Annotated in this window: 12 protein-coding genes and 1 pseudogene; 7 read left to right on the top strand and 6 right to left on the bottom strand. The window is 69.2% G+C overall.

All coding sequences use genetic code 11. The annotated features are described in order from the left end of the window. Nucleotides 1-1,370, bottom strand: a pseudogene (locus ABH928_RS33525) (lyase); the annotation flags it as partial. Between the two features lie 211 nt (nucleotides 1,371-1,581). Here ABH928_RS33525 and ABH928_RS33520 point away from each other — a divergent pair. From ABH928_RS33520 to ABH928_RS33500, 5 genes are all read left to right on the top strand, one after another. Then, nucleotides 1,582-2,715 (top strand): substrate-binding domain-containing protein, encoded by a 1,134-nt coding sequence (locus ABH928_RS33520; protein WP_370072476.1) that lies wholly within the window; start codon nucleotides 1,582-1,584, stop codon nucleotides 2,713-2,715. A gap of 364 nt (nucleotides 2,716-3,079) precedes the next feature. Next, entirely contained in the window at nucleotides 3,080-3,934 is an 855-nt protein-coding gene (locus tag ABH928_RS33515) for an ABC transporter permease subunit (protein WP_370072482.1), read from the top strand. Nucleotides 3,935-3,975: 41 nt separating this feature from the next. Then, nucleotides 3,976-4,872: a carbohydrate ABC transporter permease gene (locus ABH928_RS33510; protein ID WP_370072481.1), complete on the top strand. Its 897-nt coding sequence runs from the start codon at nucleotides 3,976-3,978 to the stop codon at nucleotides 4,870-4,872. Nucleotides 4,873-4,909: 37 nt separating this feature from the next. Next, the gene (locus ABH928_RS33505) at nucleotides 4,910-6,571 is read left to right on the top strand and encodes a hypothetical protein (protein WP_370072475.1); all 1,662 of its coding nucleotides are present in this window, start codon (nucleotides 4,910-4,912) and stop codon (nucleotides 6,569-6,571) included. A gap of 135 nt (nucleotides 6,572-6,706) precedes the next feature. Further along, nucleotides 6,707-7,849, top strand: a complete 1,143-nt coding sequence (locus ABH928_RS33500; RefSeq protein ID WP_370072473.1) for a hypothetical protein — start codon at nucleotides 6,707-6,709, stop codon at nucleotides 7,847-7,849. Nucleotides 7,850-7,953: 104 nt separating this feature from the next. Here the strand turns inward: ABH928_RS33500 and ABH928_RS33495 are convergent, their stop codons facing one another. Both ABH928_RS33495 and alc read right to left on the bottom strand, forming a co-directional pair. Continuing rightward, a complete protein-coding gene (locus ABH928_RS33495) occupies nucleotides 7,954-8,886 on the bottom strand; it encodes a LysR substrate-binding domain-containing protein (RefSeq protein WP_370072471.1) in 933 nt (310 codons plus the stop codon). A 220-nt stretch (nucleotides 8,887-9,106) separates the two neighbouring features. After that, nucleotides 9,107-10,231, bottom strand: coding sequence for an allantoicase (gene alc, locus ABH928_RS33490; protein ID WP_370072470.1), 1,125 nt, complete (start codon nucleotides 10,229-10,231; stop codon nucleotides 9,107-9,109). A 403-nt stretch (nucleotides 10,232-10,634) separates the two neighbouring features. On the opposite strand from alc, the gene ABH928_RS33485 reads away from it, so the two are divergent. Next, entirely contained in the window at nucleotides 10,635-11,030 is a 396-nt protein-coding gene (locus tag ABH928_RS33485) for a nuclear transport factor 2 family protein (protein WP_370072469.1), read from the top strand. Between the two features lie 197 nt (nucleotides 11,031-11,227). Here the strand turns inward: ABH928_RS33485 and ABH928_RS33480 are convergent, their stop codons facing one another. The 3 genes from ABH928_RS33480 to ABH928_RS33470 all read right to left on the bottom strand — a co-directional run bounded on the left by ABH928_RS33480 (nucleotide 11,228) and on the right by ABH928_RS33470 (nucleotide 16,309). After that, nucleotides 11,228-14,137, bottom strand: a complete 2,910-nt coding sequence (locus tag ABH928_RS33480; RefSeq protein WP_370072468.1) for a SpoIIE family protein phosphatase — start codon at nucleotides 14,135-14,137, stop codon at nucleotides 11,228-11,230. Between the two features lie 195 nt (nucleotides 14,138-14,332). Next, nucleotides 14,333-15,235 carry an NADP-dependent oxidoreductase gene (locus ABH928_RS33475; protein WP_370072467.1) on the bottom strand — a complete coding sequence of 301 codons (903 nt, stop codon included), beginning with the start codon at nucleotides 15,233-15,235 and terminating at the stop codon, nucleotides 14,333-14,335. A 930-nt stretch (nucleotides 15,236-16,165) separates the two neighbouring features. After that, nucleotides 16,166-16,309: a hypothetical protein gene (locus tag ABH928_RS33470; RefSeq protein WP_370072466.1), complete on the bottom strand. Its 144-nt coding sequence runs from the start codon at nucleotides 16,307-16,309 to the stop codon at nucleotides 16,166-16,168. A gap of 218 nt (nucleotides 16,310-16,527) precedes the next feature. Here ABH928_RS33470 and ABH928_RS33465 point away from each other — a divergent pair, with 218 nt between their 5' ends. Further along, complete coding sequence (locus ABH928_RS33465; RefSeq protein WP_370072465.1) at nucleotides 16,528-16,818, top strand: carbohydrate-binding protein; 291 nt, start codon at nucleotides 16,528-16,530, stop codon at nucleotides 16,816-16,818. The last annotated feature ends 149 nt before the right edge of the window (nucleotides 16,819-16,967 follow it).

Genomic DNA, 16,967 nt, shown 5'->3' with positions numbered 1-16,967 from the left:
CCGTGCAGGTTGGAGGCGCCGTCGGTCTCGTAGAAGGGGTTGCGGGCCGAGTTCATGGCGATGGCCGCGGCCCAGCCGGGTCGGCGGTGAACGGCGCGGGCCATCACCGGGAACAGCGAGTGGTTCACCGGCTCGGGGGCACTGGGCACCGTGGAGTCGGTCAGGACCTGTTGGGTCAGCGCGATCGAGGAGACCGATCCGCTCGTGGCCACGGGTGCCGGGGTGCGCTGGAGCCAGCCCTTGGCGATGCTCTTCAGCCGTGTTGCGGTGGCGGTGTCGGGGGCGCCGCCGGCCAGGGTGATCAGGTTGCCCACCGCCGCCAGGCCGTCTGCGGTGCCGGGTTCGCCGGAGCGTGCGATGGCTCGCCCGCGGACCGAGTCGAGCATCAGGCCGTTGTAGACCACCGGGGCGAAGCAGTTGGTCGCGGCGAAGAACACGTTGCCGATATTGGGGTCGGTGACCGCCCACGGGGTGCCGCCGAGCGCGGTCATGAGCTTGGCGACATCACTCAGCCACACGCCGCCGTAGGTGCCGGTGTATCCAGTGCCACCGTGCTGCAGGAACGACCCGTCGGCGTACAGGCCGTCCGCGTAGGAGCCGGGAGGACCCGCGGTGAACGCAAGGGTGGGCGAGATCCCCGCCACGCCCTGGGCGATCTTCGACCCGTCCTCGCCGAGGGCGCCGCGGATGATCACCACGCGGCACAGGTCCAGGCGGTTCGCCCCGGTCGAGACAGTGGTGCCGCTCGCCTGGGGCAAGAGCGTCGGATCGGGGACGAAGTGGTCGACAGCCGCACAGTGGTTGGCGATCTGATTGGCCGTCAGAGAGGAGTAGACGAGGTTCGCGGTGTCCAGCAGCGACTGCGGAGCGCCGATCTCCCAGTCCCACCAGTTCCCGTACCCGTAGGTGGGAAGGCCGCCGGAAGCCGAGTAGACGGAGGTGGTCATGTAGTCCAGGCCGCTGGTGACGGCGGCGAGCACCGAGGCGTTCCCGGTGTAGGCCGTTCCCGGGGTGACGTAGGCGCGGGCCAGGGTTCCCAGCCGGTAGAAGCTGTAGGCGACGTTGTCGGCGTTGGAGCCGAGGGGGAGGTCGGTGAACAGCTGCGTGGCGCCCGGCGAGGTCTCCATCAGGGGCAGGTAGTTCGCGGTACTCGTGTCGAGGGCGGCGATCGCGGGCGCGTACACCGGGTTGCCGGCGTCGATGGTTCCACCACTGGTCAGCGCGGCCCACCGGGACCGCACGATGGCGAACGCGTCTGCTGTCGTGTCAGCAGTGGCCGGTGTCCCGCCGATCGCGCCGGCGAGGGCGAAGCCGACAGTGCTGACGCCGGCAGCCTGGAGGAAGGTGCGTCGGGACCAGGTGAGCGACATGGCAGTGGGCCTCCTGAGACAGAACTGCCGCGCCCCGCTGGGGCACAGCAGTCGCGCGTAGCTGCCACTGGAGGCTAGAAAGCGCTTTCCTCGCCCGTCAAGAGCGATCCAACAAACCAACAAAAACCTGTCATGACTGGCGGGTTGAACCTATGCTGCGGGCAGAGCAGGCCGCATGCCGGAGACCGGCAAGAACCTTGAGGGTGGGCACGTGCGAACGAAGGTCGAGGAACGCCACGAACAGATCGTGCAGATCGTGCGTGATCGCGGAAGCATCCGATTGGCCGATCTGGGCGCGGAGTTGGGTGTGTCCACCGAGACGGCGCGCCGCGACGTCAGGGCGCTCGCTGCGATCGGCCGGGTCCGCTGGGTGCACGGGTCGGTGTCCTGGCCTTCGGGCCCGCTCAGCGCTCGCGACGCCCGGCTCAATCGCCCGGAATCGGTGCCGGCGGCGCCACCTGGCCTGTTGATCGGGATGATCGTGCCGATGGCGGACTACTTCTACCCGGAGATCATCCGGGGGGCTCGGGCCGCGGCAGCCGCCTCCGGCGCGCGACTGATGGTGGCGATGACGGACTACGACGCGGCGCAGAACGCGGAACACATCAAGGGCATGATCAACGCCGGCGCCGACGGCCTGCTGCTCACGCCCAGTTGGGGGATCGACGGGCCCAGCCCGAAGGACTGCGAGCAGATCGCCGACCTGGACATCCCCACGGTGCTGGTGGAGCGGCGGGTGCCTGCCGGCGTGCAGGCGGCGGCGCTGGACCGGGTCACCTCCGATCACGTCGGCGGAGCCGCTCTGGCCGTGCGCCATCTGGCCGGACTGGGCCACCGGCACATCGCCTTGGTCTCCAACACCACTCACACGGCAGGAGCGATCCGCGAAGGGTACCGATCCGCGATGGAAGTGCTCGGCCTCGACCTCGACGAGATGTCCATAGCGCAATCCGGTCCACCCAGCGACCTTCCCAGCTTCGAGGAGACCGTCACGGACCTGCTGCGGCGGGTGACCGCCAGGCAGGTGACCGCGGCACTGGTCCACCCGGACCACCTCGCGATCAACCTGATCCAACGACTGCTGGCCCAGGGCCTGCGCGTGCCCGAGGACCTCGCACTGGTCAGCTACGACGACGAGCTGGCAACCATTCCCTCGGTTCAGCTCAGCGCGATAGCACCACAGAAACGGGCCATCGGCGAAGCGGCCGCGGGCCTGCTGATCCGCAAGCTCACCGACCCGACGGTGCTCCCCACACGCATCGAGTTGCTGCCGCACCTGGTGGTTCGCGAGTCCTGCGGCGCAACTTCCGCTGCGGGAGCGGGGGATGTCGACCTGGAGGCCTGACCCCCTGCTATAGAGAAGACTGATACCCCATCCAGTTCTCAAAAGTGACGCCTTTTTGACAGTATGAACTTCCTGCCTTGACGCCCTCAAAACCGTATCCCACGATGATGCCGGTCAACGGGACGGATGCGGCAGGCGCCAATCACGCGCCACGAATTCCGCACGCCGCCAGGCCCACCGAAAGCACGGGCCGCGCCCTGCTGAGCGCACTGGAGAGGGGAGCGGGATGGGTGTTGCTGTGGAGGATCCCCCGGCGAGCGAGGACGTGGTCCCGCCCAGTCCGGCAGGATCCGGGAAAAGCCCGGTCCAGCGCAGAGTTGGCCTGTGGCGCCGCATCCGCCGAGACAGAGCACTGCTCGTGATGATGGTGCCGGGGGTCCTCTACTTCCTGGTCTTCCAGTACGGCGCGCTGTTCGGGAACATCGTCGCCTTCGAGAACTACGTCCCGTTCCTCGGCTTCGCACAGAGCCAGTGGGTGGGGTTGGCGAACTTCGCAACACTGTTCGGCGATCCCAGCTTCTGGCAGGCGCTGATCAACACGGTGGAGCTGGCAGGACTCCAGCTGGTCTTCTTCGTGCCGGTACCGCTGGCACTGGCCCTGCTGCTCCACAGCGTGCTGCGCGGATGGGTCCGCAAGGCTGTCACGAGTGTGGTGTTCCTGCCGCACTTTCTGTCGTGGGTCGTCGCGATCGCCCTGTTCCAACAGGTCCTCGGTCCCACCGGTCTGCTCGGAGGGGCCCTGTCCGGGGGCGGGTCGCACCTGGTCAACGTCTTCGCCGATCCCTCGTTGTTCAAGCCGCTGATGATCGGTGAGCTGATCTGGAAGGACTGCGGCTGGGCGACGGTCATCTTCACCGCCGCCCTGTTCCAGGTCAACGAGTCCCTCTACGAGTCCTCGGCGATCGACGGGGCGGGTCCCTGGCGCAGGTTCTGGCACATCACGCTGCCCGGCATCAGGCCGGTGTTGATCCTCGTGCTGGTGATGCGCGTCGGCGACATTCTCACCGTCGGTTTCGACCAGGTGATGATGCAGCGCGACGGATTCGGCTCCCAGGTGTCCGAGGTGCTCGACACCTACGTCTACTTCCACGCGACGGTGAACGGCGACTGGTCGGTCGCAGCCGCAGCCGGCCTGTTCAAAGGTGTGGTCGGTCTGGTGCTCGTGGTGTGCGCGAACAAGGTCGCACATCGGCTCGGCGAGGAAGGTGTGTACCGGTGAGTATCAGCAGTGCGATATCGGGCAGCAGGTGGCGCAGTTCACTGGCACCGGAGCCGCGCCCGGCCTGGCAGGAGAAGCCGAAGGCGGTCACCTCGCTGACCAAGGGGTCCGCGCTGATCCTGATCACGGCGATCGCCGTGGTGCCGTTCTGGGTGGAGCTGTCCACCAGCCTCTCCACCAACCACCAACTCCTGCACAACGGTGCGGGCTTCACCCTGTGGCCGCACCCGTTCTCCTTGCAGGCATACCGCGCCATCCTGCAAGGCGGCCTGATCACCAAGGCGGTCTGGGTCAGCCTCGGGCTGACGCTCATCGGGACCGCCGCATCCCTGGCCACCACGGTGCTGCTGGCCTACGCGCTGTCCCGGCCCGGCGTCGCCGGCGGCAAGCAGGTACTGATGATGTGCCTGTTCGCGTTCCTCTTCCCACCGGGGCTCATTCCCACCTACCTGGTGGTCGACAACCTGCACCTGCTGAACAACTACTCCTCGCTGGTCCTGCCGGTGCTGGTCAACGTGTTCAACCTGGTGGTGATGCGGGGCTTCTTCCAGGGGATCCCGTCCGAACTGTACGAGGCCGCACGCCTGGACGGCGCCGGCGAGTGGACCACGCTCCTACGCATCGTGCTGCCTCTGTCGAAACCCGTCATCGCGGTCGTCGGCTTCTTCTACGCCGTGACGTACTGGAACCAGTGGTTCCAGGGACTGTTCTACCTCAACGACGCGTCCCAGTGGCCCCTGGGGACCCTGCTGCGGCTGCTGGTGACGCAGGGCTCGAACGTGGACGCCAACGGCAGCACCGCCGCCGTCATCAACCAGAACCCCATCGCCGAACAGGCCGCGACCGTCGTGGTGGCAATCCTGCCCATCGTGCTGGTCTACCCGTTCGCGCAGCGCTTCTTCACCAAGGGTGTCCTCACCGGCGCCGTCAAGTCCTGAACCTCAGGCCCGCACCTACTCCCCCGAGGAATTCGCCATGTCCGGCACATTCTCGCGTCGTTCCTTCCTCAGAGCCACCGGTATCGGCGTGGCCGCCGCCGCGATCGCCCCCACTCTGGCCGCATGCGGCGCCGGGTCGACGGGCTCGACGTCCAACGTCGGAGTGAAACTGGCGCCGTGGCCCACCTACGTGCCCAACTCGACAGCCCACTACGACCTGCCCGCTCTGCCCAACAACGGGGCACCCGCGGCACTGAGATATCCCTCGCTGCCGCTGCCCTCGAGCATCACGACAAAGCCGGGCGACGGGTCCACCGTGACCGCCCTGGCCGTCAGCTACGGCAGCCCGGTCTCCACCGGTTCCTCCAACCAGCTGCTCGCAGCGGTCTCCCAGGCCCTGGGCGTGACCTTCCAGCCGCGGTTCGTGATCGACAGCGGGACCACGTTCAACCAGGCGTTCGCGCAGATGGAGGCGAGCGGGGACATCCCGGACCTGATCCAGGTCACGCCCGGTGTACCCGACGCCAGCCAGTTCGTCGAGGCCAAGTGCGCCGACCTGACCCCCTACCTCTCAGGTGACGCGATCAAGGAGTACCCCAACCTCGCCTCGATCCCGACCAGAGGCTGGGAGCTGATGGGCCGGATCGACGGGAAGATCTACGGAGTCCCCGTCTACCGGTACAACACGCCCAACATGGGACTCATCTCGAACAAGGAAAAGCTGGTCGCGGCCGGAATCTGGGGCAAGGGCATCTCGGTCGACCAGTTCGCCGCCGGAATGGCGAAGCTCAAATCCGCCGGCCACTACTCCATGGGCGAATCCCAGCCGAAGACGTTCGGAATGGGATTCCACGCGGGGGCCGCCGGCGCCCCCAACACCTGGCAGTTGCAGAACGGCAAGTTCACCCACGCCATGGAGTCACCCGCCTACGAGCAGGCCCTGGCGAACATGCGGAGCTTCTACGCGCAGGGGCTGTTCAATCCAGACGCGATGAGCCTTCCCTCCTCGGTCGCCACCCAGGCCAAGTTCGCCTCGGGCGAGTGGGTCACCACCGCCGACTCGCTCACCGGCGGCCTGCTGACCGTCTTCCAGCAGGTCGGGAACTCGTTCACCGTGGACGTGGCCTACCCCTACGGAACCGCCCCCAACGTCCCCGGCGGAGACTTCGCCTTCAGCTACACCGCCATCAAGGCCTCCTCCCCCGAACGCATCAAGATGCTGCTGCGGGTCCTGGACTACCTCGCCGCGCCATGGGGGACCAAGGAGTTCGAACTGGTCAACTACGGAGTCGAGGGCGTGCACTTCACCCGCGCCGCGGACGGGTCCCCGGCCAACCCGACCACGCTGGGCATGACGGAGAACTCGAGCAACCTGCCCATCAAGTACCTGGCACAGCAGCCGCAGCCGATGTTCTACCCCGGGGCCACCCAGGACACCCAGCGCCAGTACGACACCTGGAGCACTCTGCTTCCGATCACCGTGGGAGACCCCACCCGCCCCTACCTCTCGGGATCGGCAACCTACAACGCCAAGTACGCCACCCTGCCACCCCTGCTCGGTCCGGCCGTCGTCGACATCGTGACCGGCCGCCAGCCCCTCTCCTCGTGGAGCAGCACCGTCGCCCAGCTCAAGGCGCAGTGCAGCATCGACCAGATGGCGGCCGAGTTCAGCCAGGCCTACGCCGCAGCGAACAAGTAGCCACCCGCGCCCCGGTCCGGCGGGGCCGTGCCGGATCGCACCCACGCCTCGGCGCTCCCAGGCAATAGGACGCCCCGGCGCCACGTCTGAAGGAGGAATTCGGCAGTACCACCCCTGCACGGCAAAGGAGTCGAAATGCCAGCACAATTGGTCCGCAGATTCATTGCACCACTGGCCACCGTCCTGCTCGCCCTGGCCCCCTTGGTGATCGGGGCAGGCGCCACGAAGGCGCACGCAGCGTCGTTCACCATGTTCAACGACACCCACGAGGATGCACCGAACGCCAACGTCGAGCAGTTCGGCGTGACAGATTCGACAACGGTCTACGACGCGTGGAGCCTGTCCTGCTCCACCACCGGCTGCAGCAACGTGCCCACGCAGAGCACCTTCGACGCGAAGGTGCAGGCGGACGTCAGTGCCGACAAATCGGGGGCGACAGGACCGATAGCCCTCGACTTCGAGCAGATCGTTCCGGTCGACGCTTCATCAACTGCTCAGGCCCAACAGGAGGTCGACCTCTGGAAGCAGCTGATCACGTGGGCGCACGCTGCAGAGCCGTCCGCCCCGATCGGGATGTACTCGTACGACTGGGGTAACACGTACAGCTCCTACACCGCCCAACTCTATGCCAGCGGCTACTTCGACTTCTTCGCACCGTCGATGTACAACCGCTGGGCCACCACCTCGGACTGGTCCTCGGAGCTGAGTGCTGCTGTCTCCAACGACCGCGCGATCAGCTCCAGTCTGCCGATCTACCCATACGTCTGGGGACAGTGGGACACCAGCGGCACCTCCGGCAACGCCTGGCTGAGCGGCACGGACTGGGACAGCGAGTTCAAGACGCTCGAAGCGCAAACCCAGGGAGCCATCCTGTGGGGCAACATGCCCACCGACTCCAGCGGCTGCGGCTTCCTGGGAGCGTTCTCAGCCGAGATGGGCGCGCTCACCGGAACCTCGAGTCACGGCCCGCTGACGGTCAGCGCGAGTCCTCCGAACAGCTGCGTGATTCCCCGTGGCGCGATGACCACAGTGCCGTTCACCGTGAACAACAACGGCAGCTCGACCAGCACTGCGACGTCACTGGCCGACACCACCGCGACGCAGAGCATCACGGTCGGCAACTTTGAGTACTGGGATATCCCCGCGCTGGCGTCTGGCGCCTCGTGGGGGCCGGACACCCTGAACGTCACCGTCCCATCCAGCGCAACCGAGACCACCGCCCTGCTCTACATCAACTACGGAACGGGAGTGCAGCGCCTGGCCGTCATCATCCCGTGATCGCCTCGGGTCAACTGGTTGTGCGGCAGGCGGGATCGTCGCCGCACAACCAGTTGACCGGCCGGGCCGGTGGTACGTCCATCGAGCTTTTCGTAAGCGCAGTTTCAGTACGTCTGCACGGACGGGTTGTAGCGGCGACGGTCCTCAGCGACGCGCTGAAGACTCCGTACGACCACCTTCAGGCGCGGGGCGGTCTCGGACCCCTTGCGCACCGCCCCTATGACGTGGCGGCGGGGTTGATCCTCCGTCAGGACTCGGATCCGCACGCCAGGACGCCGGGCGTCCACCAGACGGGGCACCAGCGCCACGCCCATCCCCGCCTGCACGATCGCCAGGATCGCGCCCCAGTCCGAGGCGGTGTGCGCGGCGACGGGGGCGAAGCACACCTCGGCGCAGGCCGCCAGGGTGATGTCCCGCCACGGGCCCGACGCGCCGAAGACCCAGGCCTCCTCCGCCAGGTCGGCCAGATGCAGCCCGGCCTGCCCCGCGAGGTGGTGCCCCGCCGGCAGCGCGACGTCCATCGGGTCCGCCAGCAGCGGGAAGGTGACCAGCCGCCCGCTGGCCACGGCGCCGTCGGTGTGCGCGGCCAATGACAGCGCCACGTCTATCTCGCCGCGCTCCAGCAGTGTGTAGACCTCGGCCGCCTCGGCTTCGTGCACGGAGGCCTGGAAGGTGGGGCGGGACTGCCGGAGCAGGTCCAACGCCGGCATCACCAGTGCCTCCACGCCGGTGGCGAACGAGCCGATCCGGACCAGCCCCTCCTCACCGCCCAGGTACGCCTCGATCTCGGCTTCGGCGGCCTCCAACTGGGCGAACACGGCGTCACCGTGACGGAGCAGCAGATGGGCCACCTCGGTCAGGCGCACCCGCCGCCCGTCCGGCTCGACGATCGGCGCGCCGATCTGCCGACTCAGGCTGTTGAGGGTCTGCGACACCGCCGAGGGGGTGAGGGAGAGCGCCTGAGCCGTGGCGGTGACCGTGCCCTGGCGCTTCAGCTCGGTCAGCACACGGAACTTCCGTAGATCCCATTCGATCATTCAGCCGAGGCTACGGATGACTCGGTCGTACAGCAACAACCGTCCGACGGGCGGTCATTCGACCGGACGGCCGGCCGGTCGAGAGCGGCGCGGACAAGGAAGCGCCGCCTCCGTGGGGCCGGGGCGGACCGGGCGGGTGCCCGGCCGACCCCGGCGCCACGAAGGCGGCGCGGGTGGTGCTCTGTGGTTGTGCCGGCTGTGCCGGAGACTTGACCGTCCGTCAGCCCGACAGTTCGGCGGTGCGCTCGGCGAGCGCCTTCGCGCCGTCGGCGGTCAGCGAGCCGAAGAGCCGCAGCCTGGATATGCCGCCGTCCGGGAAGATGTCGATCCGGACGTGGGTCGACGGCGGCGTGTCGACCAGGAACCGGTGCACCGTGTCAGGCAGCAGCCGGGTGCGGGGCAGGATCTGGGTCCACTCCCCGGTGCCGGAGCTCTGGTCCTGGACGAACAGGGCGGCCCAGCCCGCCGCGTTGCCCTTCAGGTAGGTGGTGTCGATCTCGACGGCACGGATCACCGCCTGGCCGGTGAGGCGGTAGCGGACCCAGTCGTTGCCCTTGTCACGACGCCGCCGCGTCTCCCAGCCGTCGTCCATCTTCCGGGAACGGCCCGGCAGGATGGTGTTGGTCGGCGGCGAGTAGAAGCGGTCGGAGGCGTCCTCGACCGCGCCGCCGTTCTCCAGCGCGACCAGGTCGAAGGCGCCGAGCGCGTCCAGCCACTCCGGGTCGGGCGCCACCTCGCCGTAGACCCGCAGCCGGGCGACGCCGCCGTCGGGGTGCTGGTTGAGGCGCAGGTGGGTGAAGCGCCGCTCGACGTCGACGCTGAAGGCGTTGGCCGCATGCCCGCCGATCTCGGTGCGCGGGACGATCTCGATCCACTCGACGTCGTCCGCGAGCAGCTCCTTCGCCGAGGCGGAGGCCGGGGCGGTGGTCGCCTGGACGCTGACCGCCTGGGGGTAGTTGCCGCGGAAGTGCGCGGTGTCCACGACCAGGCCCCGGACCACGCCGGGCACGCCCAGCCGGATCAGCGCCCAGTCGTGGTCGTCCGCCTCGGGGTGCGGGGTCTCCTCGTCCACCCCGCGGCGACGGCGGGTCTCCCAGCCGTCCATGATCTTGCCCTTGTGCCCGAACCGCTCCGGGGCGAACACGGCGGGCACGGGGACCAGCAGGTTCTCGCGCTCGGCGAAGAACTCGTCGTTGGCCGCGACGACCGCACCGCCCAGGCGTCGATCCGCGAGGTCTACCAGCTGGTCGAAGGGCAGCGTCTCGGCCCGCCGGTAGTCGGCGTACGGCTCGGCGCCCTCGCGGTACGGCTTGGCGTCGCCGGTGAAGGACGTGACGTGCGGCATGCGATCTCCTCAGGGGCTCGTGAAACAGGGCAGGCTCCCCCGCCGCCCCGTCCGGGCGGCGGTCCGCTGCCCGCACCCCAAGGCTCGAACCTGGGCACCGCCCTGGTCCATCGCGTAAATCCTTCGGTTATTTTCAGTCGGGCTACACAGTCGCCGCCCGCGGGCGGCCGGGCGGCAGCACTCGACGCCCGCGACCGGACGGCTGACCAGAGGGAATGCAAGATTCCGAGTGCCCGGCCGGACAGGCCCTGCACCGGGGGCCCGTACTCGCCTTATCAGTTCGGGTGTGCCGCTACGGAGCCGACCGTAGTAGCCCAAGCGGCCCCTATGGCGGACACAGAATGCCGATGGCAGGCTGAGAAGCATCAGCCACACCGGCAACGCATGGAAGGCGGCGAACGCCATGGCTGAACATCCGCACGCCGCACTGATCCGCCGGGGCTACGTGGCGTTCTCACTAGGCGACATGGACACGCTCGCAAGCCTGCTCACATCCGACGTCACACACCACGTCCCCGGCACCCACCCGCTCTCCGGCGACCACAAAGGCATCACCGCGGTACTTCACTACTACGGACAACTGGCCGCCGAGACCAACGGCACGCTGCACGTAGAGCTCCAGAATCTGCTCGTCGACGGACGAGGACACGTGGTATCCGTGACACGAACCTCCGCCGAACGCGCGGGCCGGAAACTCGACCAGATGGACGGGATCGTCTTCCGGATCGTAGGAGACAAGGTCACCGACCTTGACGAATGCGTCGAGGACCTCGACGCCACGAACGAGTTCTGGTCCTGAGCCACTGGGCCGGGCTGCTCCCCTGTCTCGGAGCCGGCCCGGCCTGTCGCGCTGTGCTCGCTGGTTCAGCCGCTGATCTCCCACGGATCCGTGATGCCGCGGTCCGCCGCAGCGGCTGCCTGCTTCAGCGCATCTCTACAGCCGCCGGGCACCAGGCCATCACGACCGCCGACGCCATCCCCGTTCCTGAAGGGTCGTCACATCTCGTTGGGAAGTGACTGTTCGCACCAGATGATCTTGCCGTTCACGGTCTGCCGGGTACCCCAGCGCTGGGTGAGCTGGGCGACGAGCAGCAGGCCACGGCCTCCCTCGTCGAACACGCGGGCCCGGCGCAGGTGGGGTGCGGTGCCGCTGCTGTCGGAGACCTCGCAGATCAGTGTGCGGACCGGGGCGCCCGCCGGTCCCCTGAGCGGCGGCGCGAGGATCAGCCGCAGCTGGATGGGCGCGCGGCCGTATTTGACGGCGTTGGTGACGAGTTCGCTGATGATCAGTTCGGTGACGAACGCGTCCTCCTCCACGCCCCACGCCGACAGGCGGCGCACGGCGTCCGCACGGACTCCGGCGACCGCCGCCGGGTCGGCGGGCACCTCCCAGGTCGCGATCCGGCGGGGGTCCAGGCGCCGGACCCGGGCCAGCAGCAGGGCGGCGTCGTCATCGGCGGGGCCGTCCGGCAGCAGCGTTTCCACGATCTGGTCGCACAGCGTTTCGAGCGGGCTGTCCGGGGTGGTCAGCGCACGCCGGAGTTCTTCGAGCCCGGTGTCCATCGGACGTCGGCGGGTCTCGACCAGGCCGTCGGTGTAGAGGGCGAGCAGGCTGCCCTCGGGCAGTTCCGTCTCGACCGCCTCGAAGGGAAACCCACCGACTCCGAGCGGCGGCGCGGCGGGCAGTTCCAGCAGGCCCGTGGTGCCGTCCGGGTGGACCACCACCGGGGCGGGGTGGCCGGCGCGGGCCAGACAGCAACGCCCCGAGACCGGGTCGTAGACGGCGTACAGGCAGGTGGCACCGACGTCTGCGACGGCAGCGGGATCCGCCGCATTCGTCCCCTCCGTCCCGCCGGCCCCGCCCGCCCCGTCCGTCCCGGAGTCAGCGGCCATCCCGAGGACGAGATCGTCGAGCTGGGTGAGGAGTTCGTCCGGCGCGAGGTCGGCGTCGGCGAGAGTCCGCACGGCGGAACGCAGTTGACCCATGGTCGCGGAGGCCTGGATACCGTGCCCGACCACGTCGCCGACGACGAGGGCCACGCGCGCGCCGGACAGCGGGATCACGTCGAACCAGTCGCCGCCCACGCCGAGCCGGGGATCGGCCGGCAGGTACCGGAAGGCCGCGTCCACCGCGGACTGCTCCGGCAGCCGCCGCGGCAGCAGGCTGTGCTGCAAGGCCATGGCTGTCGTGTGCTCACGGGTGAACCGACGCGCGTTGTCCAGACAGACCGCAGCCCTGGCGACCAGTTCCTCGGCCACGCGCAGGTCATCGGCCTGGAACGGTTCGGGGCGCTGGGAGCGGACGAAGTCGACCACGCCCAGGGTGGTGCCACGGGCGATCACCGGCACCTCCATCCACGAGTGGAGCCCGTACGTGCGGGACATCGCGGAACGGGCGGGGTCCTGCGCGAGCCACGCGCCGACGGCCGGGTCCTCCGCCTGGTACAGGTCGGACCGGCCGGTCGCCAGGCAGCGGGCCTGGGGCGAGTCGTCGGTGTAGTTGGCGACCTCACCGACCTGGACCACGGCCTCCGGCGCTCCCTCGCGTACGGAGCGGTTGGCCATCCTTCGCAGCGCAGCACCGGTGAGCGGCCCCGGTGCGGGGTCGTTGCCGCTCAGCAGGTCCTCCAGCAGGTTGACGCTGACGAGGTCGGCGAGCCGGGGCACCGCCACGTCCGCCAGCTCCTGCGCGGTGGTGGTGACATCCAGCGTGGTGCCGATGCGTGTGGCCGCGTCGTACAGCAGGGTCAACCGCTCCCGGGCCTCGTCGGCCCGGTCGGCCACCGCGAGCAGCTCGGTGGTGTCCCGGAGCGTCGCCACGAAACCGGCGGGGCCGCTGTGGACGGCGGTGGGCCGGAGGTTGACGGCCAGGAGGCGTCCTCCGACGGGCTGCACCTCGTCGGTGACGGTCCGTCCGGAGGCCAGCAGCCCGGCGATGCCCGGCTCCAGGCCCAGTTGGTCCAGCGGAAGACCCTCCGCGTCGGGGCGGAGGCCGAGCAGGTGCTGGGCCTCGTCGTTGGCCAGCACCAGCCGCTGGTCGGCGTCGAGGATCAGCACACCCTCCCGGACCGAGTGCAGCACGGCATCGTGGTGCTCGTACATCCGGGTCATCTCGACCGGCCCCAGGCCGTGCGTCTGGCGGCGCAGGTGCCTGCTCACCAGCACCGCACCGCCCGCGGCGAGCACCACCGCGCCGGCCGCGGCACCGAAGAGGACCGGCAGCTGGCGGTTCACCGTGGCGGTGACATCCGTGGTCTGCACGCCGGTGGCGACCAGTCCGACCACCTTGCCGTGCGCGTCCTCGATCGGGACGAGCGCACGGACCGCGGTCTGCGGGAATCCCTTGAAGATCTCGGTGAACGACTGCCCGGCTGCCGCCCGGCCGATGTCACCCTGGGCGCGCTGGCCGATCAGGCTCGGGAGCGGGTCCGTGTACCGGATCCCGTCCACGCTGAGCACGTCGACGAAGTCCACGCCGGAGCCCTTCTGCGCCGCCAGGGTGAGCGGCTCCAGCACCGCCGTGGGATCGGGCGACTGCAGGGCCTGCACCAGGCCGGGTCCGTGCGCGAAGCCCGCCGCTACGGCGAGCGCCTTGTGGCGGGCGTCGTTCTGGGCGTCGTTCGTGGTCTTGAGCACCAGGGCGACGATCGCGATCGCCGCGAGGAGCAGCAGGACCACCAGTTGCCAGACGAACGCCTGACCGGCGACGCTGCGCAGGCCGAAGACCGAGGCCGGCGCAGACCTCGACGGCCGGGCATCGGTCCGACGCGAGTCACGGTCTCCGCCCGCTTGCCCCGAAGCAGGATCCGCGTGCTCCCGCCGCTCGCCCCGGCGCCGCCCGACCACCGGGCGCGTCGAGGGCCGGGAGAGACCACCGCGCGTCGCGAACAGGCCAAACCTGCACATAAGTCATTCTTACCCCTCCCCGCCCGAACACCACTCTGCGCCGGACACGTCGCCCGATACTGACGCTGTCACCGTCCCCTGCGGCCATCACCTCCTCCGCCGGCACCTGCTCCAGCGCGCCCGATTCGGCCCAGCCGTCGATCGCACCGCGCCACAGCGGCCGGAGCAGCACAAAGCGTGCCAACCACGGCCGCATCAGCCGACCAGCAGAACGAGCTTCCCTCGCAGGTGGCCGTCCTCGCTGACCCGGTGTGCCTGCGCGATCTCGGCGAGCGGGAAGGTGTGCGCGACCGGGAGCGCGAAGTGCCCGGCCTCGATCAACTCGCCGATCTCGGCGAGCGCATGGACGGCGCGGCCGTCGTCCCCGCGGCTGAACCTCACCCCGTGCTCCCGCGCGCCGGCGAAGTCGGCGACCGTCAGGACGTGCTCCGGGCCGCCGGTGAGCCCGACGAGCTCGGGCAGCACGCCGTTCCCGGCGACATCGAGCGCCAGATCCACGCCGCCCGGGGCGAGCGCGCGGACCCGCTCGACCAGGCCCTCGCCGTAGGCGACGGGTTCGGCTCCCAAGGAACTCAGGTAGGCGTGGTTCGCCGGACTGGCGGTACCGATGACGCGGGCGCCCCGCGCCACCGCAAACTGAACTGCGGCGCTGCCCACGCTCCCGGACGCGCCATTGACAAGCAGCGTGCTGCCGTCCTTGACGCCGAGCTGGTCGATCGCGCGCATGGCCGTCTCCACGGCGGCCGGCAGCGTGGCAGCGCCGGCGAAGTCGAGCGACGGCGGGATCGGCGCGTAGAAGGACAACACGGCCAGCTCGGCCTGTGCCGCTCCGTCAGGACAGAAGCCGAACAAGCGATCGCCGACGGCCACCGCCGAGGCGCCCTCACCCACCTCATCGACGACACCCGCCGCCTCATAGCCCAGCGTCTGCGGAAGCCCCGCGTCCATCAGGCCCCTGCGCTTCTTCCAGTCACTCGCATTGACGCCGGCCGCGCGTACCTCGATCCGGACCTGGCCGGGACCCGGACGCGGGTCGGGCAGATCCACGATCTCGAGGACCTCCGGGCCCCCGAACCGACTGAAGCGTGCGGCCTTCATCAACGGCTCCGATCCCGCCCTGGGCTGTCGCGCCCGCTACGCGCCAGACCCCGGGCGCTGTTCCCTCGAACACCGTACGTCCCGAACCCCGCCCCCTCACTCCGACACCCCGACCGCGCCACAGCACCCACACCCGCACCCACACCCACGCTGTACCGGCCCGGACACCGCCCCCGACCGGCCACTCCAGGAACGTTTCGAGAGCCACCGATGAGCGAGGTCTGCGGTTTCCTCGCCGTTGAAGGGTCCGTTTTCGGCCCGTTGGACAGGGTCTCGGATCTCTGCTGGATAACGGCCGCAGTTCTTTTCTTGACGCAAGAAAAGTTCCGGGAAGACACTCTGGTCACCGGAGCGCAACACGGCCGGGCTCTGTCGCCACTCCGGCAGGCCCGCGGCCCGTTCGCGCGCGGACTTGGGAGCAGGGACGGCTGGGTCGCGGACGACGGTGTGCGCGGCGGAGTACAGGGAGGCAGGGATGGGGATCTCGCGCAGGGGTCTGCTGCGGGGCTCGGACGCGACTCTGGTGGGCGGAGGGCTGGCCGTCGCCGGTCTGCGCGGCGCCGGGCGCGCGGCCGCGGCGCCGGTGTCGCTGCAGGCGGCGCTGGCCGCGTCGGCGTCGCCCACACTGCCGGTGACGAGCCGGAACAGCGTGTTCACCCGCTCCGGTCCGGGGCCGCTGTACTGGACCCCGTACAGCTGGACCCTGGCGCACGGAACCCTGACGGAGTCGGTGTGGCAGCAGAACATCGACTGGGTGGCGGGAAACTTCGCGTCCTACGGCTACACCATGTGCTGCACGGACGGCTGGGTGGACTACACCCAGAAGACGAACGGGAACGGCTACGTCCTCAGCTACTCCGACTCCTGGACGCACGACTGGGCCTACTGGGCCGACTACCTTTCCGGCAAGGGCCTGAAGCTCGGCGTCTACTACAACCCGCTGTGGGTGACCACATCCGCGGTGAACGACCCGACCAAGACGGTGGTGGGCACCGACATCCCGGTCTCGTCGATCGTGACCAGCGGTGACTGGTTCAACTCCAACCACCAGGAGTACTGGGTCGATGTGACCAAGCCCGGCGCCAAGGAGTTCGTCCAGGGCTATGTGAACTACTTCAAGAGCCTGGGCGTCGCCTACCTGCGCACCGACTTCTGGGCCTGGTACGAGTCCGGCTGGGACCAGAACGCCGGCACGGTCGGCGTCGCCCACGGCTCGACGAACTACACGACCGCACTGCAGTGGATCTCCGGGCTTCGTCGACAAACTGGAAGCCGCCGAAGCCGGCGCGAAGGTGACCTTCGCCGTCCACGCCGCCACTGCGGGCAGCTACAGCATCTCCTACCGCTATGCGAACGCGACCGGCGCCGCCTCGACCCTGACCGTCGGAGCGCAGGACGCCGCCCGCACCACGATCAGCGCCCCCGCGACCGTCTCGTTCCCGAACCTGGGCAGCAGTTGGGCCACCTGGGGCACCGTCAACGCCTCCATCGGCCTGGTTGCGGGCACCAACCTGATCACCGTGGCCCGCACCGTGGCGGACAGCGGCGCCGTCAACCTTAACTACATCCAGCTCAACACCTGAAAGACTCCCGGCCGGGGCAGTGCCACCCCAGCCGGAGCCCGCCGCCTCCGGGCCCGAACCCTGACCGTCGGGCCCGGAGCAGTGGAACCAAGCGCAACCACGGGCCGCAGGCACCAGCCCGCGACGACAGTTCGGAGGAGAAGAATGGG

The sequence above is a fragment of the Streptacidiphilus sp. MAP5-3 genome (assembly GCF_041262505.1).
GTDB lineage: Bacteria > Actinomycetota > Actinomycetes > Streptomycetales > Streptomycetaceae > Streptacidiphilus.
Note: the sequence above shows the minus strand (reverse complement) of the source record. Positions and strands in the feature narration are given on the sequence as shown.